Source organism: Pelovirga sp. C15f (assembly GCF_057178085.1).
This window is the reverse complement of the sequence record NZ_JBXUCV010000002.1, coordinates 497,215-519,080: the sequence shown is the minus strand read 5'-3', so window position 1 is coordinate 519,080 and position 21,866 is coordinate 497,215. Positions and strand designations below refer to the sequence as shown.

The 21,866-nt window shown below is 53.0% G+C and carries 25 protein-coding genes; 20 read left to right on the top strand and 5 right to left on the bottom strand.

Annotation, left to right across the window (positions count from 1 at the left end; translation table 11 throughout):
* Positions 1-86 precede the first annotated feature (86 nt).
* The 10 genes from extM to AC1931_RS07560 all read left to right on the top strand — a co-directional run bounded on the left by extM (position 87) and on the right by AC1931_RS07560 (position 8,348).
* Positions 87-1,946, top strand: a complete 1,860-nt coding sequence (extM, locus tag AC1931_RS07605; protein WP_483876647.1) for a selenite/tellurite reduction operon c-type cytochrome ExtM — start codon at positions 87-89, stop codon at positions 1,944-1,946.
* On the top strand, positions 1,891-3,129 hold the full coding sequence (extO, locus tag AC1931_RS07600) for a selenite/tellurite reduction operon b-type cytochrome iron-sulfur cluster-binding subunit ExtO (protein ID WP_483876931.1): 1,239 nt from the start codon (positions 1,891-1,893) through the stop codon (positions 3,127-3,129). Before extM ends, extO begins: the two co-directional genes overlap by 56 nt.
* On the top strand, positions 3,087-3,476 hold the full coding sequence (locus AC1931_RS07595) for a QcrA and Rieske domain-containing protein (RefSeq protein WP_483876646.1): 390 nt from the start codon (positions 3,087-3,089) through the stop codon (positions 3,474-3,476). Before extO ends, AC1931_RS07595 begins: the two co-directional genes overlap by 43 nt.
* Complete coding sequence (locus AC1931_RS07590; protein ID WP_483876645.1) at positions 3,473-4,108, top strand: cytochrome b N-terminal domain-containing protein; 636 nt, start codon at positions 3,473-3,475, stop codon at positions 4,106-4,108. The genes AC1931_RS07595 and AC1931_RS07590 overlap by 4 nt, the downstream gene beginning before the upstream one ends.
* On the top strand, positions 4,105-4,521 hold the full coding sequence (extQ, locus tag AC1931_RS07585; protein ID WP_483876644.1) for a selenite/tellurite reduction operon b-type cytochrome membrane protein ExtQ: 417 nt from the start codon (positions 4,105-4,107) through the stop codon (positions 4,519-4,521). The genes AC1931_RS07590 and extQ overlap by 4 nt, the downstream gene beginning before the upstream one ends.
* Positions 4,497-5,315 (top strand): selenite/tellurite reduction operon c-type cytochrome lipoprotein ExtS, encoded by an 819-nt coding sequence (gene extS, locus AC1931_RS07580; RefSeq protein ID WP_483876643.1) that lies wholly within the window; start codon positions 4,497-4,499, stop codon positions 5,313-5,315. The genes extQ and extS overlap by 25 nt, the downstream gene beginning before the upstream one ends.
* 136 nt (positions 5,316-5,451) lie before the next feature.
* Complete coding sequence (locus AC1931_RS07575) at positions 5,452-5,961, top strand: rhodanese-like domain-containing protein (RefSeq protein WP_483876642.1); 510 nt, start codon at positions 5,452-5,454, stop codon at positions 5,959-5,961.
* Positions 5,962-6,199: 238 nt separating this feature from the next.
* Positions 6,200-6,643 carry a tetratricopeptide repeat protein gene (locus tag AC1931_RS07570; RefSeq protein ID WP_483876641.1) on the top strand — a complete coding sequence of 148 codons (444 nt, stop codon included), beginning with the start codon at positions 6,200-6,202 and terminating at the stop codon, positions 6,641-6,643.
* A gap of 118 nt (positions 6,644-6,761) precedes the next feature.
* Positions 6,762-7,673 carry a glutaminase gene (locus AC1931_RS07565; RefSeq protein WP_483876640.1) on the top strand — a complete coding sequence of 304 codons (912 nt, stop codon included), beginning with the start codon at positions 6,762-6,764 and terminating at the stop codon, positions 7,671-7,673.
* A 90-nt stretch (positions 7,674-7,763) separates the two neighbouring features.
* The gene (locus AC1931_RS07560; protein WP_483876639.1) at positions 7,764-8,348 is read left to right on the top strand and encodes a YceI family protein; all 585 of its coding nucleotides are present in this window, start codon (positions 7,764-7,766) and stop codon (positions 8,346-8,348) included.
* Between the two features lie 101 nt (positions 8,349-8,449).
* On the opposite strand, the gene AC1931_RS07555 is transcribed toward AC1931_RS07560, so the two are convergent.
* The 4 genes from AC1931_RS07555 to AC1931_RS07540 all read right to left on the bottom strand — a co-directional run bounded on the left by AC1931_RS07555 (position 8,450) and on the right by AC1931_RS07540 (position 13,173).
* The gene (locus AC1931_RS07555) at positions 8,450-9,487 is read right to left on the bottom strand and encodes a ribonucleotide-diphosphate reductase subunit beta (protein ID WP_483876638.1); all 1,038 of its coding nucleotides are present in this window, start codon (positions 9,485-9,487) and stop codon (positions 8,450-8,452) included.
* 20 nt (positions 9,488-9,507) lie between these two features.
* Positions 9,508-11,787: a ribonucleoside-diphosphate reductase subunit alpha gene (locus AC1931_RS07550; RefSeq protein WP_483876637.1), complete on the bottom strand. Its 2,280-nt coding sequence runs from the start codon at positions 11,785-11,787 to the stop codon at positions 9,508-9,510.
* Between the two features lie 193 nt (positions 11,788-11,980).
* Complete coding sequence (locus tag AC1931_RS07545; protein WP_483876636.1) at positions 11,981-12,892, bottom strand: mechanosensitive ion channel family protein; 912 nt, start codon at positions 12,890-12,892, stop codon at positions 11,981-11,983.
* A 47-nt stretch (positions 12,893-12,939) separates the two neighbouring features.
* On the bottom strand, positions 12,940-13,173 hold the full coding sequence (locus tag AC1931_RS07540) for a LapA family protein (RefSeq protein ID WP_483876635.1): 234 nt from the start codon (positions 13,171-13,173) through the stop codon (positions 12,940-12,942).
* Between the two features lie 258 nt (positions 13,174-13,431).
* Between AC1931_RS07540 and citC the strand changes: the two genes are divergently transcribed.
* From citC to extJ, 9 genes are all read left to right on the top strand, one after another.
* Positions 13,432-14,445: a [citrate (pro-3S)-lyase] ligase gene (gene citC / locus AC1931_RS07535; RefSeq protein ID WP_483876634.1), complete on the top strand. Its 1,014-nt coding sequence runs from the start codon at positions 13,432-13,434 to the stop codon at positions 14,443-14,445.
* A 1-nt stretch (position 14,446) separates the two neighbouring features.
* Positions 14,447-14,725: a citrate lyase acyl carrier protein gene (gene citD / locus AC1931_RS07530; RefSeq protein ID WP_483876633.1), complete on the top strand. Its 279-nt coding sequence runs from the start codon at positions 14,447-14,449 to the stop codon at positions 14,723-14,725.
* A complete protein-coding gene (locus AC1931_RS07525; protein ID WP_483876632.1) occupies positions 14,722-15,192 on the top strand; it encodes a PPC domain-containing DNA-binding protein in 471 nt (156 codons plus the stop codon). The genes citD and AC1931_RS07525 overlap by 4 nt, the downstream gene beginning before the upstream one ends.
* A 2-nt stretch (positions 15,193-15,194) precedes the next feature.
* Positions 15,195-16,118 carry an HpcH/HpaI aldolase/citrate lyase family protein gene (locus AC1931_RS07520; RefSeq protein WP_483876631.1) on the top strand — a complete coding sequence of 308 codons (924 nt, stop codon included), beginning with the start codon at positions 15,195-15,197 and terminating at the stop codon, positions 16,116-16,118.
* On the top strand, positions 16,105-17,643 hold the full coding sequence (gene citF / locus AC1931_RS07515) for a citrate lyase subunit alpha (RefSeq protein WP_483876630.1): 1,539 nt from the start codon (positions 16,105-16,107) through the stop codon (positions 17,641-17,643). The genes AC1931_RS07520 and citF overlap by 14 nt, the downstream gene beginning before the upstream one ends.
* On the top strand, positions 17,618-18,121 hold the full coding sequence (locus AC1931_RS07510; protein ID WP_483876629.1) for a citrate lyase holo-[acyl-carrier protein] synthase: 504 nt from the start codon (positions 17,618-17,620) through the stop codon (positions 18,119-18,121). Before citF ends, AC1931_RS07510 begins: the two co-directional genes overlap by 26 nt.
* Positions 18,090-18,920: a triphosphoribosyl-dephospho-CoA synthase gene (locus tag AC1931_RS07505; RefSeq protein WP_483876628.1), complete on the top strand. Its 831-nt coding sequence runs from the start codon at positions 18,090-18,092 to the stop codon at positions 18,918-18,920. The genes AC1931_RS07510 and AC1931_RS07505 overlap by 32 nt, the downstream gene beginning before the upstream one ends.
* Positions 18,921-19,166: 246 nt before the next feature.
* Positions 19,167-19,457 carry a cytochrome c3 family protein gene (locus tag AC1931_RS07500; RefSeq protein WP_483876627.1) on the top strand — a complete coding sequence of 97 codons (291 nt, stop codon included), beginning with the start codon at positions 19,167-19,169 and terminating at the stop codon, positions 19,455-19,457.
* Positions 19,458-19,618: 161 nt separating this feature from the next.
* Complete coding sequence (extJ, locus tag AC1931_RS07495; protein WP_483876626.1) at positions 19,619-19,846, top strand: selenite/tellurite reduction operon protein ExtJ; 228 nt, start codon at positions 19,619-19,621, stop codon at positions 19,844-19,846.
* 84 nt (positions 19,847-19,930) lie between these two features.
* Here the strand turns inward: extJ and AC1931_RS07490 are convergent, their stop codons facing one another.
* Positions 19,931-20,539 carry a TetR family transcriptional regulator gene (locus AC1931_RS07490; protein WP_483876625.1) on the bottom strand — a complete coding sequence of 203 codons (609 nt, stop codon included), beginning with the start codon at positions 20,537-20,539 and terminating at the stop codon, positions 19,931-19,933.
* 192 nt (positions 20,540-20,731) lie between these two features.
* On the opposite strand from AC1931_RS07490, the gene AC1931_RS07485 reads away from it, so the two are divergent.
* Positions 20,732-21,865: an efflux RND transporter periplasmic adaptor subunit gene (locus AC1931_RS07485; RefSeq protein WP_483876624.1), complete on the top strand. Its 1,134-nt coding sequence runs from the start codon at positions 20,732-20,734 to the stop codon at positions 21,863-21,865.
* Position 21,866 lies beyond the last annotated feature (1 nt).

The following is a 21,866-nucleotide window of genomic DNA, read 5'->3' as shown; positions in this document are numbered from 1 at the left end:
CCTTTTTACTGGTACCGGCCCGTCGATATCCGTTATAATGGCTCAATTTTTTTTGCTCTTACCACGAAGGATGCTCTATCCACCTCATGGCTGACTTTCGCTTTTTCCTTATCCTTTCTCTCTTCCCTGTGTTTCTTTCCGGCTGCTGGTTTTCTTCAGGTCCGGTGTCAACCTGTGTTGACTGCCACAAGGGCCTTGAGCATGTGTCAGCCACCCATAACGACTGTGTCGCATGCCACGGAGGCGATGCAACCGCCGCAGACAAGGATATTTCTCATCGTGGCATGTTCGGCAAAAAAAATCCGTCGGACCCCTCTGTTTGGGATAAAAGTTGCGGCACCTGTCATCCTTATCAGCTTGAGCGCGTTAAATCGACCCTGATGTTTACCGGCACAGGTATTATCAAAGGAGCACAGGAAACCTGGGAGGGTGTGGATGGAAATCTTTATTCGAGTAGAGGCGTTGACGTCCACAATGCCGAGGGCGAGCCAGTTCATCTGGCTCCGGTGAAAGATCTAAACAATCTGGCCGGTGAATTGTATCGTAAAGGCTGTGTTCTGTGTCACGTGGGGATTGAAACCAACGTTATCTGGAGCGGCAGTCACGGCTCGGGTTGTGCGGCCTGCCACTTTCCCTACAATGACAATGCCACCTACCAGGGGGAGGATGAGACCGTCAAAGGCAAGTGGCCTTACTCAGCAACCCATGAAATGCAGGTCCTTCCGGACAACCAGACCTGTACCCGCTGCCATAACCGCAGTGGCCGCATCGGCTACAGCTATCAGGGGCTAAATGACGGCAACAACGGCCTGGTGCCAACCGATAACGGCTTTATTGGACCGGTTGTGGCCGGTGGCAGTCGCAATCTCACCTCCATAGCGCCTGATATCCATCACGAAAAAGGGATGGAATGCATCGACTGCCACACCTCCCGCGATTTGATGGGAGACGGCTATGCCTATGAAAATATGTTTCTGCAAGTTGAAGTAACGTGTGAAGACTGCCACGGCAGCGCGACAGATCGTCCCCTGTACCAGGCGGTGGAACGTGAAAACGATGAAGCTATCCGCGAGTCGCAACACTATGAGCGCGCAGTGAAAATGGGTGATCAGCTGATTCTGACCTCCAAAGGGCGAAAGTACTCAAATGTCTTCTGGGAAGAGGACAAGGTCTGGGTGGTCGGCAAACGCACCGGCAAGCGCCACGAAAGCAAAGTGATTACCGACACCCCGGAGCACAGCATTGCCGGCCATGAACGCATGGCCTGCTACAGCTGTCACTCCCAGAGCGTTGTCCAGTGCTACGGCTGCCACACCCAGTATGATCTGCGTGAACGAGGAAGAGACTACGTCAAACAGATGGACACACCAGGAGTTTTCACAGAGACTGAAGATTACCGCATGCTCTATCCGTTTCCTCTGGCTCTTGATCAACGGGGCAAGGTTTCACCGGTCACACCGGGCTGCCAGACCTTTGTCACCGTCATCGAGCGCGATGGCAGCCGCTCAAAGGATGGTTATGTTGCCCTTTATAAAGGCAAGCAGCAATTGCGTTTTGCTCCATTCTTCGGTCATAACGTCGGCAAAAAAGCGGTCAGCTGCACTGAATGCCACACCAACCCGGCTTTTGTTGGATTTGGTCAGCACGTTGTCGAGGGCGATTCTGTGCGCGCAACCCTGATCTGTGAAAAATCGCAGGACAAGCCCCTGGATGGTTTTGTTACTCTGCAGGATGGCGACCTCAAAGCGTTCTCTGCTATTACGCGGGAAAACTCGCGACCACTAAACGCAACAGAAATCGGGCGCACCTGGGCAGTCAATCAATGCCTGGTGTGTCACCGCGACCCGAAAGACCCTATTTATCAGAAGGAACTTGATTATCGTGTACTGGATGATTGCCTTGCTCGCCCTGCTTCTGCCCGTACTTTCGACAGCCTCCGCGACTGAGGATAACTGCCGAACCTGCCACCCGGTTGAAGTCATGGGCGTTCATAAAACCATTGACTGCTCCGCCTGTCACGGCGCCCTGGAGGAACACGACCGGGCCGGCGCTACAGCAGATATCCTTGACCGTTGCCAGAGCTGTCACGAAAATACCGCCGGCATCCTCCACGGGCCGATGGCCCTGCGTGAAGCCGAGCAGTCGTTTGTTGAGCGCAGCTGGGGGAAAGTTGACCCGGACTTTTACCAGATCAACTGCAGCAGTTGCCATGTCCAGACCTGCTTTGACTGCCATAGCGGCGGCGGTCATCAACTGACACGACCGGAAAAAAAGGATTGCCATTCCTGTCATCTGGGCTATTACGTAGGCGCCGACTATTACGGTATGGCACCGCGCGAAGACGCCATGCGTTATCAACGCGGTCCTGAGTTTCAGGGGGAACATTACCTGAAAATGAGTGCCGATGTTCACCAGCGCGCCGGTATGAGCTGTGGCGACTGCCATTCCATGACCAGTCTTGCTGCCGGACAGCAAAGCGCCAAAAGCTGCCGTGATTGCCATGATCCCGACCCCGGGATCATCGAACATGGCGTTCAGGCGCACATGGAAAAGCTTGAGTGCTACAGCTGCCATTCAGCCTGGGCGGCCCAGGAATACGGGACCTTTTTCGTTCGCTTCACCGACAGCCCATCGCAACCATACTTTCGGGTCCGCACCGACACAACCGCCGACAACTATATCCGCAGCGCCTATCTGCGCCGCCAGAATCTGCCGCCGCTGGGGATCAATGAACGCGGGCTGGTCAGCCCGATCCGGCCCCAGTATCTCGCCTACTTCAGTGACGTTGTCGGCGAACAAGCGGTCGGCGAGGAAAATCGATTGCTGGCTGCTGAGTGGAAAGCCTTTTCTCCGCATACAATCCAGCGTGGCACGCCCATGTGTAACGCCTGCCATGATCAGCCGGAACGGTTTTTACTGGGAGACCCTGAGGCCCGTATCTACCTGCCGCAAAAAGACGGGTTGACCCTTGGTTCTTTCTGGGAACAGGAAGGGCAAAAAGTGGTCAATGGTTCGTTCTATCCGCGGGAACGCTTCGAGAAGATGTCGCGGCGGTCCCCTGACTATGTGAAAGCCTATGTGGAAAAATGGAAAAAACTGACCGAAAGCGTCGCACCCTCCTCACCCTGATCCTCAGCCTGCTGACCTTCGGCGGTCTGGTGCGGTTCTTTAGCCCACGCCTCGAATCGAAAAATGTCCGGCTGGATATCAGCAAAGAGACGATTCCTGTTGGTGGGGCACTGGTATATCGACAGTCACGGGTCGCCCTGATCCGGGAGGAGCAGGAAATCTACGCCCTGGATCTGGTCTGTACCCATCTTGGCTGTACCGTCACGGTGACCCCGACGGAGATTATCTGTCCCTGTCATGGCAGCCGCTTTGACCACCATGGACAGGTCCTGGAGGGTCCTGCAGAACGCCCCCTGCGCAAACTTGAGCTGGCCGACCTGGATCAGCGCTGGGTGGTAAGCGAATGAAGAAACAGGAACTCTTCAAAGATTTTTTCGTTCACCTGTTTCCACGGGTGGTACGCCGCAAGGATCTAACCATCCGCTACACTTTTTGTCTTGGCGGTCTGGCCATGACCGCCCTGTTATTTCTGGTTTTCAGCGGTGTTCTGCTCCTGTTTTACTATCAACCGACCAGTGCGGGAGCCTACGCCTCAATCCTTTTTCTTGAAGAACAGGTCGCCGGCGGCAAATACATACGCAGTCTCCACCGAATAAGTTCCAATGGGTTGTTGATTCTGATCTTCCTTCATACTCTCAGGGTCATCCTGACCGGTGCCTACCGGCCACCGCGCCAGTTTAACTGGCTGATCGGTTTCGCGCTGCTTTGTCTGAGCTTGTTTGCCGGATATACCGGCTACCTTCTGCCCATGGATCAACTCGCTCTATGGGCCACCCAGACCGGGATGGAACTGGTAGCAATTTTGCCGGGGGGTGAGTGGGTCCGTGATTTCCTGCTACCGGATGGCATAGGTGGATCACTCTCCCTGTTGCGCTTCTATGTCCTGCACATTGCCATTCTGCCGATATCAATACTGGCACTCTGCGCCCTGCACTTTTATCGGATCCGCAAGGATAAAGGAACGCTGCCCTACCTATGAAACACGATTACGTTAAAAGCGATCCGACCTTTTTCCGGATGATTTTATTATCCATGGGACTCTGCGCTGCCGTTCTGCTGCTGTTGGCGTGGTTTATTGCCGCGCCCCTGCAGGAAGCAGCGGATCTGTCCCGGGTACCGAATCCATCCCGCTCGGCCTGGTTTCTCTTATGGATGCAGGAATTGGTCAGCTATTCCAATACCTTTGTTTATCTGATTATTGCTCTGGGAGGCTTCTTCTGCCTGCTTCCCTGGCTGCCACGCACGCAAGTCGCAACCTGGGCGACCTGGTTTCCGAAAGACCAATGGCCGATCAATCTGGTAACAGGGATCAGTTTTGCACTGATTGTTCTGCTCACCATCATCGCTCTTTATTTCAGGGGGGAAAATTGGTCTTTCGTCTTGCCCTTCTGATTCTGCTGTGCCTGCCTGCCTTATCAAGTGCACGTGAAGGGACGGTGAATCGCTGTCTCGCCTGTCATCAGGGGCACCATCAGGAATACGGCACTTGTACCGACTGCCACCGTGGCGACCCGCGTTCATCGCGCCTTAATATCGCCCACTTTGGTCTGATTCAGGCGCGACATGCCTGGTTCAATCTGCCTGACACCCCTCAGGTAGAACAGGGAACCCGCCATCTGGAAACCTATGCCTGCCGTCGCTGCCATATCAGTGGTGACAAGGGAAATCAGCTTGCAACCAATCTCGACCGCAGCATCGCGGCCTCAGATCCCTTGACCCTGGTCGAAGCCATTCGCAATCCGGTCCAACTGATGCCCGACTTTCACCTGCCTGAATCCCGCCTTGACCTACTGATCAACGCACTTTTTTCACTGGGTCAAGATGTTGACGTGGTTTCTGACGAACTGCCGCAGGTTGTCCACTTTGACGCCCGTGAACGCATGGAGGAAAATCTCTTTGTCAAACATTGCGGCGGCTGTCATCAGGCGCTGACTGCAACCCTGGGTGGCCTCGGTGATGGCGTGGTGGCGCCAAATCTATCCGGGCTGTTGACCGAGTTTTATCCTGAAACGGCAAAAGACAACACCGCCTGGAATCGGGATAATTTAAAGAAATGGCTCAAAAATCCACGGGACATTCGCCCACTTACGCCGATGATGCCGGTGCAGCTTGAGGATGAAGAAGTTACACAGCTCTTCGAGCTGCTCGACGAAGACATCTCCCTGCCCCAGGAACAACTGCCCTGACCCAGCGGGATAGACAATCAGGACTGCCGGTCAAAAGAATGAAGGTTTGACTTTATGTTTACAGGCAGATACCATTTATAGATCGAACATTCCATTTAATGGAATGGGTTCCCCTAACCTGTCAAAGGAGATAACAATGCAGATGAAAAAAGTTTTACTGATCTCGTTAGTAGCTTTGCCGATAATTTTCCTGGTTTCTGCGCAATTTGCCTTCGCTGGGCCCTCTATTGAAGAAGTCCAGAAAAATGTTGTCAACCTGTGGACACCCATCAAGGAAAATCAGCCCCATGTCATGGCGGTTGAGTTTAAGAAAATCCTCGACAGTGGAAAGGATCTTGTCCTGATCGATGTCAGGACCGCAGATGAGTACGACGCAGCTCACATCCCGGGTGCGATTCATATTCCCAGAGGACTCACTGAGTGGGTCACCCCCAAAATGATTGAGGATACCGATATCCCCATTTATACCTATTGCCGGACCGGTGCCAGATCTGCTTTTGTTGCCCAACGTTTGACCGAGATGGGATATACCAACGTAACAAATATCTACGATGCGTTTAAAGGCTGGGTGGAAGCCGGATACAGTGTCTACAATCGCCATGGCGAATTCATTTTGGCTGATGGAGGATTTGAAAAGAAGGAGTAACTCCCGTCCCCGATCGTCATAACCGAAAAAAGCCCGGTGGTCTTTAACAGGATTTCCGGGCTTTTCTATGTATCCGGACTGAGGTCGGTCAGAATTATCAAAAACAACAACCTTAGACCGCCCATAAAAGAAAAACATGCCCAATGATGAAGAACCTTGGAATCCGACTGAACTATCCGCTATAGTTCAAGGGCTGAAGAACAAACTGTCCACAACCAATGATCCGGAATTGAATCATATGCAAGAAAAAGAACTTAATGAGCTGCTCAATAAAGGCAAGGAAGCGGTAGAAAAAGGATATATCCCTTCCGCCCAGGTCTTTTTCAGCCAGGTGGCCGAACATAAAAACAGCCCGGAAGTCCGCAGCTACCTGGCCTACTGTCTGGCAAAAAGCCAGGGGCGCACCCAGGTTGCCGCCAAAACCTGCATTGAATCGATCCGGCGTGAACCCGGCAACCCGACCCATTATCTGCTACTTGGGCGCATTCATCTGCTCGCCGGCGATAAGATCAAAGCGGTACAGGTGTTGCGGCAGGGCGCCAACATCAACAAAGATCAAAGAATTATCAATGAGATCAGCAAATTAGGAATGCGCAGGGAGCCGGTGGTCAAAAGCCTGAAGCGCAACCACCCGGTCAACCGCATGCTCGGCAAAGTCTTCGCCCGACTGGGTTTACGCTAGTGTCAACTGCGGGCATTACTCGGCGGGAATGATTGACCCGTCCCCTGTCTCACTCGTACAGTAAAGCCCGATACAGATCTGACTCCCTTAAAACCTGCTCCCACTATTGAGACCAAGTATGTCCATCCAGGAAATTCTCGATCAAATCCATGAGGAAATGTCCCGGCGCAATGATCGCGGAGAAGTAGCTACCTATATCCCGGAACTGGCTTCGGTCGATGTCTCTCATTTTGGGCTGGCCGTTGCTATGGCGGATGGGCAGATATACAGTGCCGGTGATGCCGGCGTGCCTTTTTCCATCCAGAGTATCTCGAAGGTATTTACCTTATCCCTGGCACTGGGAAAAATCGGCAATTCCCTGTGGGAACGTGTCGGAAGAGAGCCTTCAGGCAATGCCTTTAATTCGATTCTGCAGCTCGAACGGGAGTATGGGATTCCTCGCAACCCCTTCATCAACGCCGGCGCTATTGTTGTTACCGATGTCATCCTGGCCAGCAGTTCCCCGGCGGAGGCCCTGGCCGAATTGATCACTTTCATCAGATACGCGGCCGATGATGCGAACATCTATATCAACGATGCGGTAGCCCTTTCCGAAAAAGCTACCGGTCATCGCAACTTTGCCCTGGCTCACTTTCTGCGCAGCTTTAACAATCTCACCCATGAACCGGATCTGACCCTGGGAACTTACTTTCATCAATGTGCCATAGAAATGAGCTGCCGACAGTTGGCGCTGGCCGGGCGTTTTTTGATCAATGCTCCGGGCATGCCGCAGCTGATCTCCCGTGATCAGGTGCGCCGCATCAATGCCCTGATGATCACCTGTGGTCACTATGATGCTTCGGGTGATTTTGCCTACAAGGTCGGATTGCCGGGAAAAAGTGGTGTCGGGGGAGGTATCCTGGTGATTGTCCCGGGCACAGCAGCTATTGCTGTCTGGTCACCTGGCCTGACTGTACAGGGCAACTCACTGCTGGGAACCGAAGCTGTACAGATCCTGGCCCAGCAGATGGACTGGTCGGTGTTCGGCTAACCCCATTTTTTCCACTCTCCTTAATGACAAACGTCGCAATCACGACTATAATTGTCATCAATCACCCTTCCTGCAAAAAAGGAGAACCCTATGTTCAGATCATTTCTGATGATTCCCGCATTGTTATTGTTTCTGACGTCTAACAGCCCGGCAGCTGACACCTACGTGGTTGATCCCGCTCACAGCCAGATCCACTTCAGTGTCGCCCACCTGATGGTGTTCAAGGTGCGGGGGAACTTCAATGACTTCTCGGCGACCGTGACTCTCGATCCGGCCCAACAAACCCTGACGGCCGCTTCCGCAACAATCAAAACAGAATCAATCAACACCCGTAATGATAAGCGTGATGAGCACTTGCGTAGCGCAGATTTTTTTGAAACCGGCAAGTTCCCGGAAATTACCTTCGTCAGTAAAAAAGTAAGTGGATCCGGCGATAATATTCAGGTCGTGGGTGATCTCACCATCAGAGGGATTACCCGTGAAGTAACCCTTAACGGCTCCTTTGTTGGCGCCGCAACCGACCCCATGGGAAACAGCCGCGCGGGGTTTGAAGCCACCGGCCAGATTAATCGCAAAGATTTCGGCCTGAACTGGAATAAAGCCCTGGAGACCGGTGGATTTGTCGTTGGCGACACCGTAGATATCGGCCTGGAAATCGCGGCGGTACAGCAGTAGAAAAGACGCAATAAAGGGTCGACATAACTGTCGACCCTTTATTTTTGTTGGACAAGGGCTGCCCCCTGTTTTTAAGCACAGAGTTTTTTGGTGCCGCCGCGTTAAAAATCATCCCAGCCGTCGAGAACAGACGACTGGTTGTAAGCAGACACCGTCGATTCAAAGAAGTTGCTCTTGACACTCCCTTCCCCTTCCGTATCGGCCAGTTTTTCCAGATGGAGATAGGGGTTTTTATTATACCCTTCATAGAGCTTGCCGGAAAATCCCAGTTTATTCCAACGCTCGTTGGCGAGCCACTTGGTATATAACTCGGTGGTCTCTTCGCTGATGCCGAGAATACCGTCACCGATGATGTGACTGGTCCAGCTGATCTCCTGCTCAACCGCGGTACGGAACATGGTTTCAACTTCAGCCGCGGGGAAAAATTCCGGATCCAGTTCACGGATTTCACGAACAATCAGCTCAAACAACACACAATGGGTCAACTCATCACGATTGATGTAACGGATGATTTCCGAGGTCCCGAGCATGAGGTGGCGGCTGGCGAGATTGTAGAAAAAATTAAAGCCGTTATAGAAGTAGAGCCCTTCCAGCAGATAATTGGCGATGATCGCCCGATAAAAATGCTCCTGGGTCGGTTCATCAATAAAATCCTGATAGATCTGGGCAATATACTTGTTGCGCTCAAACAATACCTTGTCGGAGCGCCATTTATCATAAATCGAATTGCGCCGATCGGCCGGGATAATCGACTCGACTGTGTACTGGTAGCTCTGGCTGTGAATCGCTTCCTGGTACTGCTGGATGGCAAGCAGCAGGTTAACCTCCGGGGCGGTGATATAATCATTGATATTGGAGAGGTTGTTGGTCTGAATACTGTCGAGGAAGATCAGAAAGGACAGGATACCATCATAAGCCTGGCGCTCTTCGACAGTCAGATGCTTGTAGGGTTCGAGATCGCTTGAGAGATCGGTTTTTTCCGGAATCCAGAAGTTGGCCATCATGTTGCGATACATGCGATTGGCCCATTGGTAACGGACGTTGTTGAGATTAAAAATATTGGTGCTGTTGCCGCCGATGATACGCCGGGTCTCCAGGGAATCGTCCCCGGCCGGATTAAACAGTTTTTTCGCTTGCATCAAAAATTTCTCCTTTTAATTCATCCTGCGCAGGAAACACACTCCTCTTTGTCTGTCATCAGATTACTGTTTTTCTGAATGCTGCGCGTATAGTATATCGCCTTGCACCCTTTTTTCCAGGCCAGCAGATGAGTCTCAAAAATATCCTTCGCGGTCAGATTGTTATTGAGGTTGAACAGCAGCTCCATCGAAATCCCCGTATCAACCCAGGTCTGTAGCTGGGCAACCAGATTGACGACGTCGCGCTGATCAATATTCTTTGACTCCTGATAATGCCACAGCTTGTCTTTGATGTAGGGAGGGACAATGGGTACGGTGCCGTTGCTGTTGTTATCGATATAAAACTTGCTGAAGATCGGCAGGACACTGGCCGTACACCCCTGAACGATCGAGCTGCTGGTATTGGGGGCAATGGCGGTGATATGGCTGTTACGGATGCCGTGTTCAGCAATCCGCTCGAACAGTGCGTCCCAGTCCAGCTTGCCATGTTCCTCAAACCACTGGCGATCGCGACAGAGAATCTTTCCTTGTGCCCATTCACTTCCATCAAACAATGGATAAGCACCACGCTCCTCGGCGAGCAGGCAACTGGCAGCCGTGCAATGATAGGCAAATGCCTCCCCGATCTCAGCCGCTTTCGCCGCCGCCCCGGAGTAGGGGATATTGCGCCGCGCCAGGTAATCAGCCAGTCCCATCATTCCGACGCCGACAGTCCGCAACAGCTCGTTATGTCGCTGTCCCTCGGCGACCGGAACATCGGTAATATCGATACAATTATCCAGAATCCTTACGGATGTTTCGCAGATAGCCGGCAGCTCATCATCCTTGAGATTGGCCATATTGATCGACACCAGATTGCAGGTATGCACCAGTCCCGGCTCGACATCGCGACACAGGGTTGTGCCGTCAAAGCGTTGCGGCCCGATGCGTGACGGCTTGACCACCGAATAGGATTCCACGCAAAGATTGGTGCAGGGGATAATGCCGACATGTTTATTGGGGTTGGCGCGGTTGATGGTATCCTTAAAGGCGATATAAGGCATGCCGGTTTCGATCTGCACCTTCATGATCTGCTTGTAGAGCGCCTTCGCATTGACCTTTTCGAAGAGCTCTATACGCCCCGCAGCGACCTCGGCATAGAGATGATCAAGTGCCTGCTCAAACTCGTGTCCCCACAGGTCAGCCAGTTCGTAACCGTATTTACTCCGAACTTCATGGGGATCTAACAGATACCAGTCTTCTCCGCCCTCAACCGCGCGCATAAAACGATCAGTCACCACCACCTGCGGAAACACATCATAGGCCTTGCGGCGCTGGTCACCGTTCTCGGTCTGGATCTCAAGAAAATCCTCGATATCCAGATGCCAGCTGTCCAGTGCTACGGTGACTGCCCCGGCCCGTTTGCCACCCTGGTTGAAATAAAGGGCGATATCATTGACCACGCGGATATTGGGCACGACTCCACCGGCCCGCCCCAGAGAGTTACGAATCCGGGCACCGTGAGAACGTATCCGGCTGATGCTCACCCCGACCCCGCCGCCGCCGGAGCTGATCTGACCAACCTGTTCGAAAGTGTGAAAGATACTGTTGGTGTCATCGTCAAAGGCGGTAATAAAACAGCTCGAGAGATTGCCGTTGGGTCGGCGCAGATTGATAAGTATCGGGGTTGCCAGGGAAATCTTGCGGCGGGCGAGCATCGTGTAGGTATCGCGCACACGCTGCAAACGGATTGTTGAGGGCTGGTTCTGTTCGATCAGCAGGGCGATGGTCAGTAATGCCTCCTGCGGCATTTCAATCACCCGGTTGTCGTATTCAAGCATATAGCGCTTGATCAGCAGACTGATACCGGCATAGTCGTAATCGTAGTCGTACTCCTGCTTCAAAAACTGACCAGCCTTGTGCAGCTCCTTGTCGGAATATTTTTCCAACAGTACCGGCGAATAGATTCCCTTGCCGACAAAGTTTTTTACCGTCGCGCAATAGCTCGGATAACGATATTCATAGGGGATACCGCGGGCAATATGCACCCGTTTGTAGAAATCGACCAGTTTGAGCCGCGCTGCCAGAATACGCCAGTCCGGCTCCTCTATCGAGGTCAGGCGCAGGGATGTTTCAATGACCGTCTCATGAATTTCTCCGGTGGTCATGTTGTTGCGAAAATGCAGGCCAAGACTCGATTCGAGCTTGATCGGATTAATATCAAGCCCTTCGGCTGCCCACTGGATCACTTTGCGGATTTTGGCGATCTCAAGCGGGGCTGATTCCCCGTTACGCTTGATCACCCGATAACGTTTTGCCATCTGATAGACCCTCCTGCTCTTTCTCTATTTTCACTACATATTGTGTCGCAGAAGGAAAAGTATACACGATATTGACAACAAATGAAGACTAATTTTGTAAGATTTTTTGCCGAGTGAACATTTCGCTGGGAGTTTTTTCACGGAACATCCGCCCCGACAACAGGACCCTCATAAAGCGTGGCGCGGGTCGATATCAGTCAGGCGCCGGCTCCGGAGGGGGAACATCTGCCAAGCGACGCACGTCGAGCACGCCGCTGCGCAGGTGAATATCCCGCTGTGGGAACGGAAAGGCGACACCCTCTTCCGTAAAGCGCTCATATATTGAAAAATTCAGCTGACTGATCAATTTGCCTTTGCGATCAACCAGGCTCGACGACCAGGCTCGCAACTCAAATAGCAGCCCATTGTCACCAAACTCGAGGAACCTGACGACGGGAGGAGGAAGTTGCAACACATCGGGCTCGCGGTCCGCGACCTCGAGCAGCAGGGTCTCCACCTGACGGGCGTCACTACCGTAGGCGACACTGACGGGAATCCGAAAACGCACTTCATTATTATTGTATTTCCAGTTAACGACATTATCGGTAATAAACTTGGAGTTGGGGACAATCACGGCGATGTTGTCATTATCCAGCACGGTGGTACTGCGGGCACCGATATTGACGACATTCCCCTCTACCCCACCAACCACAATCCGATCACCCATTTTGACCGGGCGTTCAAACATGATGATTAAACCGGAAATAAAGTTACTGACGATGTTCTGCAGGCCAAAACCGACACCGATGCCGATGGCACCAGCCAGCACATTGAAAGTGGTCAGATCAATTCCCACGGTCTGGAGGATGATCAGCAGTCCGACCAGCAGAATCAGATAACGTACCAGCGCCCCAACTGAATAGCGCGCGCTTTCGCTCACGCGTACCCGGAGCAACGGCCCCTGTGTCAGCCAGCGCTGCATTCTGCGCGCAAACCATAGCAACCCAACCACCAGCACCAGAAAGGAGAGAATGGTCCATGCAGTGATGCGCGTACCCGCCGTTTCAATAATCGGCCACTGCAATATATCCCACAACCACAACAGGATACCTTTAAAATTGTCCATTCTCGCTCCTCCCGGACATTAGCGCCGGCGGCAATCGCCGCGAGCGGTCACCGTTTTTGAGATGTTTCGATGTCCGGGTCTTTTGCGCGCCCCTTGAGCAGCAGGGTGACGATAACCCCCATGGCAAAACCACCGACAGCCGTTAGAAACAGCAATAAAACGGTCGACATCTGTCCGGACAGCCACAGAAACTGGATTCTTACCGGCGATGTGTTCTGCAGAATCACCACCGCCAACAAGGCACCAAGAACGATGAGGAGAACCTGCTTAGCTGTTCGCATTAGTACACCTTTCAAATTCATTGGTTTCGACATACAACAAAAAAACTTCCATGTTTCATTATAGCTTACCAGCACACATTAAAAATAAAATTTCCGCCGAAGGTGAACAAAGCCCGTAAACCACAGATTCATAAAACAATGGTTGACCGAAAGTTGGGATATAATTGCCGATTTACGCTGATTGGGAGGTCTGAATCGTGTTATGAATTCTTTATAAGGAAACCGTTTACTGTCACCTCAGAAAGGATGCAGCACCCCATGGTCGTCAATTTGATTAATGAACGCGACCGTAACCTGGCCAGGCAGCTGGTCGAAGAAAACGGCTTCACCTTCGAAGAAGATTATGACCTTCTTTTCGGTAAGTTCGAAGACGGTGAGCTGGTCGCGACAGCAGCCCGAAACCACAATGTTTTCAAGATGATCTGTATCCGGGAAGGTCATCGCGGTGGAGGGTGTCTCGGCGAGCTGGTGACCGCCCTGATCAATAGTTGTGCCTACTGCGACATGCGCAATTTTTTCATCTTTACCACTCTGGAAAACCGTGGCGCCTTTGAACATCTCAATTTCTCACCTCTGGTTACCCACGGCAACATTTGTCTGCTCGAATACGGACAGGGTCTGTTCAGCTATCTGCAGCAGCACAGCGAGCTCAAACTGCCCGGCAGCAACGGCGCGGTCGTCGTCAACTGCAACCCCTTCACCATGGGCCATCGTTATCTGATCGAAGCAGCAGCGGCACAGGTAGATCACCTGTATATCTTTGTTGTCCGTGAAGACCGTTCGCTGTTTCCCTTCGAGGTACGCATGGCCCTGGTCAGGGAAGGAACTGCCGATCTGAACAACGTGACGGTTCTGGATACTTCCGACTATGCCGTCAGTCAGGTGACCTTTCCGGGATATTTTCTGAAACAGGATGATGACCGCCTGCAGCTGCAGATTGAGATCGATCTGTTGCTCTTTGCACGGCAGATTGCACCATTTTTTGGAATCACACGGCGCTTTATTGGTACCGAACCTTACTGCCGGACCACCCGCAGTTACAGCGACACCATGCCGCGCATCCTCGGCCCGGAGGGAATCCAGACGATCCAGCTGGAAAGGAAACTCAGCGCAGATACCCCGATCAGCGCCTTTCGCGTCCGCCAGGCCCTGAAAAATGAGGATTACGAAGCGTTGCGCAAACTGGTCCCGGTCACAACCCTGGAGTTTCTGCGCAGTGCTGAAGGCCGCAAGCTTCTGACTACCAGTAAACATCATCGCAGGAGACACTAACATGGAAATCGTTCGCAAAGCCCAGGCCGGAACCATGCAATCTAGTGACCTGATGGTCTTTCTCGAGCCCGCGCCGCAACTGCGGGTTGAAATTGACTCGACGGTAAAAAAACAGTTCGAACACCTCATCCGCCGGCAGATTGAAAGCGTTCTTGAGCGCTTTTCCATCACCAGCGGGGTTATTCGCATCAGCGATCGCGGTGCCCTTGATTACGCCATCGCCGCCCGCCTGGAAACCGGACTGTTGCGCGCCTGCGCTGAACAAGGGGCATCATCATGAGCGGACTTCATTACCGCCAGTGGCAACCAGGACGTAATTTCCTGATCAAGATTGAGCCGGGAGAAAGCCTGCGTAACCGCCTTAACCAATTCGCCCTGGATGAAAAAATTCAGCACGCGGTCATCGTTTCGGCGGTCGGGTCAGTGCGTAAGGCCGAGTTTCGCGGTATTAAATCAGGAGCCAAACGTCCCATTTCGGAACCACGGATGAGCCGTCATCACCTCGAAGGCCCCCTTGAACTACTCGGCCTTGAGGGTAACCTGATCGCCGAAAGTTCCGGCAACGTTGATATCCATCTGCATATTCTGCTGGGAAAAAGTTCCGGTGAAGTCGCTGGTGGTCACCTGTTTGATGCCGAAATCTTTGCCGGCTGCGAAATTGCACTGTGTGAAATGCAGATGACCGGGGTCGCTCGCTATGTTTCAAAATCTTCCGGTACACCCGCCATCTATATTGAGGAGGACTGACCATGGAATATTCTTTCCGCTTGCGCCGTTCACTCCTTTATGTGCCGGGCAATATGCCATCAATGCTGCAGAACATCCCGATTTTTGAGAGCGATGCTGTCATGATCGATCTCGAGGATGCGGTTCCATACAGCGAAAAAGACGCTGCCCGGATCCTGGTCCACAGTTTTTTGAGCACCTATCGAGAGCGCAACAAGGAGATCTTTGTCCGCATCAACGGCCTGAAAACCAAATGGTGGCAACAGGATCTGCAGACGATCCTCCCGGCTCTACCTGATGGCATCCGCTTGCCGGAAGCTGATTCCCCGGAATTTGTTGAACAGCTGGATACGGTATTGACCGAGTTCGAAGAAGAACTCGGGATTGAGATCGGCCACTTCAAGATTCTCCCTTCAATCGAAACCGCTGAAGGGGTTATCAACTGTATCAAGACCGCGCGTAGTTCCAGCCGTTTGATCGGTCTGGCTTTTGGCGCCGAAGATTACACCGCCAGCCTGGAGATTGAGCGCACCAAGACCGGAGAAGAACTGTTTGCCGCGCGCACCCGCGTGGTCTGGGCCTGTAAATCCGCCGGAATTCAAGCCATCGATACAATTTTTTCCGATGTCTCCGACATGGAGGCCCTGCGGCGCGAAACAACCTTGATTAAAACCCTGGGTTTCTCCGGAAAATCCCTGGTAAACCCCCGTCAGATCGAGGTTGTGCATGAAGTGTTCGCCCCGAAGCAGGCGGAGGTTGATTACGCCTTGCAGGTCATTGAAGCGATCCAGAAGGCACGTGAAATGGGAACCGGCGTCATCTCTCTTGAGGGGAAGATGGTCGATGCCCCGGTGGTGAAACGCGCCCTGAGAATCCTTAAGACCGCCCAGGCCCATGGTCTGATCGATATGCAGCTGGATGAAGAGGTTATCTATGGTCACAAATAGTCTGGGCCGGCAACTGCCGGAAACCTTTTTTGGCAAAACGGTGCACCCCTATCAGGATCCCTACAGCCTCAAACCTGTCGGCAGTCACGCAACCCGACACTTACGTCGTCATAACCCCGGCGACAATAAATTACTGGGCAGTCTGCGCGCAGCGATTGAAGCTTCCGGCCTTAAAAGTGGTATGTGTATTGCCACTCACCATCACCTGCGTAACGGTGACGCCGTCCTTAACCTCGTTGTCCGTGAAATTGACCGCATGGGAATCCGCGATATCCGCATCGCCTCCAGCTCGGTTCATCCGGTTCACGCAGAGCTGATTCCTTTCATCCAGAAAGGGGTCATCAGCGGATTTGAATGCGGGGTCAACGGTCTGATCGGCGAAATGGTCTCACGCGGCGAGCTTGACTGTCCGATTATCGTTCGAACCCACGGTGGCCGGGCCCGTTCCCTGATCACCGGCGAGGTCGTGGTTGACGTGGCTTTTATCGCTGCGCCTTCCTGCGACTGTTACGGCAACATGAACGGTTTTTTCGGTCCGTCAGCCTGCGGCAGCCTCGGCTATGCCTTTACCGACGCCCAGTATGCCCGCTGTGTGGTTGCGGTTACCGACAATCTGACCGCTGCCCCGGTGACACCGGTATCGATTCCCCAGTCGCTGGTCGACTTCGTCGTCGAGGTCGACACCCTCGGCGACCCGCGCAAGATCGTCTCTACCACCACCCAGATAACCCGTGACCCGGTTGGCCTGCAGATCGCCCGCTACGCCGCTCAGGTGATCGATGCATCCGGCCTGCTGCGCGACGGCTTTTCCTTTCAAACCGGTGCCGGGGGGATTTCCCTGGCAGTCGCCGAACAGGTTCGCCGGATGATGAGTCAGGCTCAGATCAAAGGGAGCTTCGGTTGCGGCGGGATTACCGGCTATTTTGTTGACATGCTGGAAGAAGGGCTGTTCCGCACCCTGTTCGATGTACAATGCTTTGACCTCAAGGCGGTTGAGTCGATCGGCCGAAATCTGCACCATCAGGAAATGAGTGCCGATACCTACGCCAATCCGTTCAATGCCGGTGCGATGGTCAACCTGCTTGATTGTGTCATCCTTGGCGCCACCGAGATTGATGTCGATTTCAACGTCAATGTCAATACGGAATCCAACGGGTACCTGCTGCACAATACCGGGGGTCACAGTGATGCTGCGGCCGGAGCTAAGTTGTCGATCATCACCGCACCCTTGCTGCGTGGCCGCCTGCCGATCATCCGCGATACCGTGACCACGGTCACCACACCGGGGCGCACCATCGATGTCATCGTCACCGAACGCGGTATCGCCGTCAACGACCATCAGCAGGAGCTCAAGGAAGAACTGATCAAACGCAAGGTACCGGTCAGGGATATCCACGAACTACGAGAAGAAGCCTGTCGCATCACCGGCGAGCCGCGCCCGATCGAGTTTACCGACGAGGTTGTTGCCCTGATTGAATACCGGGATGGAACCATGATCGATGCCGTACGCAAAGTTAAGGAGTGACATCCTCGCCGCCCGCGACAAGCGCCAACGTTCGCTTGACCAGCTGGCGGCAGGCGATTCCCGAACCCGGGTACTGTTGTCCCTTAACCTCCCGGGCCGGGACAAACCAACAACCAGCTTCAGTCGACTGTTTGCCTGGGGGGAACAACAACTTAAGTATTATATTGATGATCTTGACCCGATCACCCGGCAAACCGACGTTCTGGGTCCCTGGGCACTGTTTGCCAGCAGCCTGTCTGCGGCGGCTGCCAAACGCATCGGTTGTATGATCGAAGAAGGTTGCACCGCTGCCCGCCTGCTTGACATTGATGTTTATGACAGCAACGCCGCGGCATACCACCGACAACAACTCGGGCATCCGCCCCGCCCCTGCTTTGTCTGTCCGGAACCAGCGACTGAATGTATCCGTCTTGGCCGGCACTCTTCCAAAGAATTGCAGCGCTATCTTGATCGCCTCCTCGACCACCTCCCGACTTGAGATCCTTGCCACCGCCCTTGCCAATGGCTTGCGGGCGGAGCTCTATCTGACCCCCAAGCCGGGACTGGTCGACTTGAGGGACAACGGTGCCCATCCGGATCTGAACCTGCACCTCATGTGCCGCTCTATCCGGCTGGTCGATAACTATCTGCAGGAACTGACTGGAGCGCTGCTCAAAAACGCCGGATCGGACGAAATGATTGCTATCGGTCTGCAGGCGGAGCAAACCATGATAAAACAACTGGGCAGCAATACCCATCGTGGTGGAATCTTCCTCTGCGGACTACTCCTGGTCGCTGCCCATCACAGCAATCCCGACGATCCCCAGGCACTACAACAGTCTGTGATACAGGTTGCGACAGCTTTTTTTACCAACCGGGAAAAACACATCAGCAACGGCGAGATGGTCCGCCGCCAGCACCCTGTTGCCGGCATTGTCACCGAGGCACTAACGGGACTGCCGAATCTCTTTGAGACCATCCTCCCCATCCTCTATGACCAGCGTACACTTGAGCAGCCACAGCGCATTTATCTGGCCCTGGCCCGACTGATGCTAAGGGTACAGGACTCGACCAGCATTCACCGCTGTGGCGAACAGGGCTTGATCCTGCTCCATCAGGCAGGGGCGCGCCTGGAAGATTGTATCCTGTCCGGTAATGACCCGACCTCTCTGCTCCATCAGACCAACCGGGAATTCTGCCGCCATAACTTGACCATGGGCGGGGTTGCCGACCTGCTCGGGGTTGGACTCGGTTACGCCGGCTATCTGCTCTCCAACAGCACGCAAAATCAGAACTGACAAAAAATCCACCCGCAAAGACAAAACTCCCCGATCTGTCCATAAGTGAAAATCTGCTTGAAATGGTTAGACATCTGCATCAGACCCGCCGGCCATTAACCCCTTTAACAGACTGTAATCATTCAATTTAAACCCGACATCGGGCGGTTTGATGACAGATATCTAATGAAATCAGTCGCGCCGGATGAAACAATTCAGTCAACCACAGACCACTAAGGTCAAAATTCTTTTAAAGGAGGAAATGTCATGAAAAAACTTTTTACCCTGCTCATCGCCATCAGTCTGGTTTCTGTTGTAGCAACTTTGGTTGTTGCTCAGAGCAGTGGACCAGCTGAAATCGAGTACCCTACAAAAATGGGTACTGTCACCTTTAACCACACAAGCCATGAGAACCTGGTTGACTGCGCAAGCTGTCACAGCCTTGTCCAGGGGATTGAAAAGAAAGAACGCAAAGATGCATTTCATGATCTATGTATCAGTTGTCACAAAGAGCAAAAACAGGGCCCGACGGGCTGTCGTGACTGTCATATCAAATAAATAAAAGCTGCAGACTCAAACATATATATCTGTTTCTGAACAGCCATGCTTCTGATTCTGAGGATCCGATGAACCAGAAACCGGAGTCCTGCGGCTAGAACCTCCGCGCGATTAACCCCGGTCATAAGACCGAACGTTTAACCAAAAAAAAGGAGATTCAAATGTATAAAAAAATCATGATCGTCCTGATTACCCTGATGTTTGCTGCTGCCGGGCTGGCAATAGCTGCCGATCTGCAGGGCACCGTCAAGGACGTCAAAGACAAGACCGTGACCATCGAAATCAACAAAGGCAAAGCTGGCGATTTGTCTGCCGGTGACTCGGTCGAGATCAAAGCCGACGGCAAAAAAGCTCCCAAAAAAGGTGGCGACATGCTCCAGGGCTGCTAAACTCGTATTTTTCATAGCTAAAAAGGGTGCCTCATTGTGAGGGCACCCTTTTTTATTACTAAGCTGCAGTGTTCCCGGTGACAGCTAACGCAGCGACACAAAGAACCTTTGGACCATTTTTGCCGCATCATCAGGCATCTGGTAAAAATCCGGGTAACGTAGATAATCACTGTAAAGGCCGAGCATAAAGCTGTACAGTCCAACGGCCAGCAGCCGTGGATCTTCAGCGGGGCTTATATACCCATGTTGCTGGAGGCGGGCAAAAAAGCGCTCCAGATCGTGCGTCATCTCGAGTTTTGATTCCCGCAAACGCTCATTGAGCGACCGGGTCTCGTCGGAAAGTTCGCATTTGAGCAGCAAAATACTGTAGACACGCCTGATATGTTCATCCGTATACAGCTGGAGCAATGAATCACTGCAGTGTTTTTCCAGGTTGCAGAGGGCGTGAGAGGTGTCATCGGCAAGAATCCGCTTGAGAATCTCTTCAGCCGGCATCTGAACCTCGGCGTGAACGGCATTGATCAGCTCGACCTTATTTGCAAAATTCCAGTAAATGGCCCCGCGCGTCACTCCGGCAGCACGGGCGATCTGCTCCAGGGTCGTACGCGCAATCCCTTGATGAAAAAAAACCTCTTCAGCGGCCGCAATGATTTTCTTTCTTGTCTGCTGCGCATCTTCTTTCGAACGTCTCAACAGCTTTCTCCATCTGAATAGACATCTATTTTCAGGCAAATCAAAATTTTAAGGTTTTTCCTCCTACAAACATTCAAGGATGTATGTTAGCATTCATAAGTTATACAGAGCAACGATTCTTTTCGCCCCCTGCTCCATCAACAACGATGAAACCAATACGTGTTTTTCATGTTTTCAATGCGGAGTTTGAGCATGACCATTTTTCATTCGCCTCGTTCCATCTTCCTCAGTGCCATTTTGTTAACCCTTGTTTTTTTTCTGACGGCATGTCAATCCGACCAGGGCCAGAGCAGAGCACAGCGGCCACCGGCACCGGTAACCGTCAGTAAAACCCAGCTGGCTGATGCTGAACTGATGCGCGCCTACGCCGGTCGAGTTTACGGTGCCCGGGAAGTGGAAGTACGGGCGCGTGTTCAGGGGATACTGCAACAACGCCTGTTTAAGGAGGGGGAAGAAGTCAAACAGGGGGACATCCTCTTTCAGATTGATCCCGAACCGTTTCAGGTGGCCCTGGATGCCGCGAAGGCTAACCATCGTACTGCCACCGCCACCCTGAATCAGGCCGAGCGCGAATGGCGGCGGACCTCTCGTTTATATGAGCAGAATGCCGTCAGTCAGCGCGAATACGACAATGCCCGCTCCACTTTTGAACTGGCCCAGGCCAACCAATCCTTGTCACAGGTACGGGTTGCCGAGGCACAGCTGGAGCTGAGTTATACCCGGGTTGAGGCCCCGGTTAACGGCGTGACCGGTCTGGAAGCAGTATCAGAAGGCAACCTTGTAGAACCGGGAACCTTGCTTACCAGCCTTGTTCAGCTCAATCCGATTCACGTGCGTTTTTCCCTTCCGGAAGCCGATGCCGCCATCCGCCGTACGGCAGCAATGGCTGCGAGTACTGACCCAAACAGTACCCCGGTCAGGCTGTTTACCGCTGACGGAAGCGCTTATCCCCTCGCCGGCAAGATCGACTTTACCGCCAGCACCGTTGACCAGATGACCGGTACGGTGGCCGCGCGGGCGATTTTTCCCAACCCCGACAAGCTACTGATTCCCGGCCAGTTCGTACGCGTGCAGGTTCTCCTGCAATCGTTCCAGGACACCATTGTTATTCCCGAAACCGCCGTTGTTCAAGGGCCGCAGGGACCCAGCGTATTTGTCATCGAGGAGAACAGTGCCCAGTTTCGCCCCGTCACTCTGGGTCCGGTAACAACCGCAGGTCAGGTGGTAGTTGATGGCCTGACAGTCGGAGATCTTTTCGTCATCAATGGTCAGGTCAGCCTCTATCCCGGTGCTCAGGTGAACATTGTCGCCGGCCTGGAGGAGTAGA

What these genes read in the sequence shown, in the direction of transcription:
- extM (WP_483876647.1), top strand. Translation starts at nt 87, where the DNA reads ATGGCTGACTTTCGCTTTTTCCTTATCCTTTCTCTCTTCCCTGTGTTT.
- extO (WP_483876931.1), top strand. Translation starts at nt 1,891, where the DNA reads ATGATTGCCTTGCTCGCCCTGCTTCTGCCCGTACTTTCGACAGCCTCC.
- AC1931_RS07595 (WP_483876646.1), top strand. Translation starts at nt 3,087, where the DNA reads ATGGAAAAAACTGACCGAAAGCGTCGCACCCTCCTCACCCTGATCCTC.
- AC1931_RS07590 (WP_483876645.1), top strand. Translation starts at nt 3,473, where the DNA reads ATGAAGAAACAGGAACTCTTCAAAGATTTTTTCGTTCACCTGTTTCCA.
- extQ (WP_483876644.1), top strand. Translation starts at nt 4,105, where the DNA reads ATGAAACACGATTACGTTAAAAGCGATCCGACCTTTTTCCGGATGATT.
- AC1931_RS07575 (WP_483876642.1), top strand. Translation starts at nt 5,452, where the DNA reads ATGCAGATGAAAAAAGTTTTACTGATCTCGTTAGTAGCTTTGCCGATA.
- AC1931_RS07570 (WP_483876641.1), top strand. Translation starts at nt 6,200, where the DNA reads ATGCAAGAAAAAGAACTTAATGAGCTGCTCAATAAAGGCAAGGAAGCG.
- AC1931_RS07565 (WP_483876640.1), top strand. Translation starts at nt 6,762, where the DNA reads ATGTCCATCCAGGAAATTCTCGATCAAATCCATGAGGAAATGTCCCGG.
- AC1931_RS07560 (WP_483876639.1), top strand. Translation starts at nt 7,764, where the DNA reads ATGTTCAGATCATTTCTGATGATTCCCGCATTGTTATTGTTTCTGACG.
- AC1931_RS07555 (WP_483876638.1), bottom strand. Translation starts at nt 9,487, where the DNA reads ATGCAAGCGAAAAAACTGTTTAATCCGGCCGGGGACGATTCCCTGGAG.
- AC1931_RS07550 (WP_483876637.1), bottom strand. Translation starts at nt 11,787, where the DNA reads ATGGCAAAACGTTATCGGGTGATCAAGCGTAACGGGGAATCAGCCCCG.
- AC1931_RS07545 (WP_483876636.1), bottom strand. Translation starts at nt 12,892, where the DNA reads ATGGACAATTTTAAAGGTATCCTGTTGTGGTTGTGGGATATATTGCAG.
- AC1931_RS07540 (WP_483876635.1), bottom strand. Translation starts at nt 13,173, where the DNA reads ATGCGAACAGCTAAGCAGGTTCTCCTCATCGTTCTTGGTGCCTTGTTG.
- citC (WP_483876634.1), top strand. Translation starts at nt 13,432, where the DNA reads ATGGTCGTCAATTTGATTAATGAACGCGACCGTAACCTGGCCAGGCAG.
- citD (WP_483876633.1), top strand. Translation starts at nt 14,447, where the DNA reads ATGGAAATCGTTCGCAAAGCCCAGGCCGGAACCATGCAATCTAGTGAC.
- AC1931_RS07525 (WP_483876632.1), top strand. Translation starts at nt 14,722, where the DNA reads ATGAGCGGACTTCATTACCGCCAGTGGCAACCAGGACGTAATTTCCTG.
- AC1931_RS07520 (WP_483876631.1), top strand. Translation starts at nt 15,195, where the DNA reads ATGGAATATTCTTTCCGCTTGCGCCGTTCACTCCTTTATGTGCCGGGC.
- citF (WP_483876630.1), top strand. Translation starts at nt 16,105, where the DNA reads ATGGTCACAAATAGTCTGGGCCGGCAACTGCCGGAAACCTTTTTTGGC.
- AC1931_RS07510 (WP_483876629.1), top strand. Translation starts at nt 17,618, where the DNA reads ATGCCGTACGCAAAGTTAAGGAGTGACATCCTCGCCGCCCGCGACAAG.
- AC1931_RS07500 (WP_483876627.1), top strand. Translation starts at nt 19,167, where the DNA reads ATGAAAAAACTTTTTACCCTGCTCATCGCCATCAGTCTGGTTTCTGTT.
- extJ (WP_483876626.1), top strand. Translation starts at nt 19,619, where the DNA reads ATGTATAAAAAAATCATGATCGTCCTGATTACCCTGATGTTTGCTGCT.
- AC1931_RS07485 (WP_483876624.1), top strand. Translation starts at nt 20,732, where the DNA reads ATGACCATTTTTCATTCGCCTCGTTCCATCTTCCTCAGTGCCATTTTG.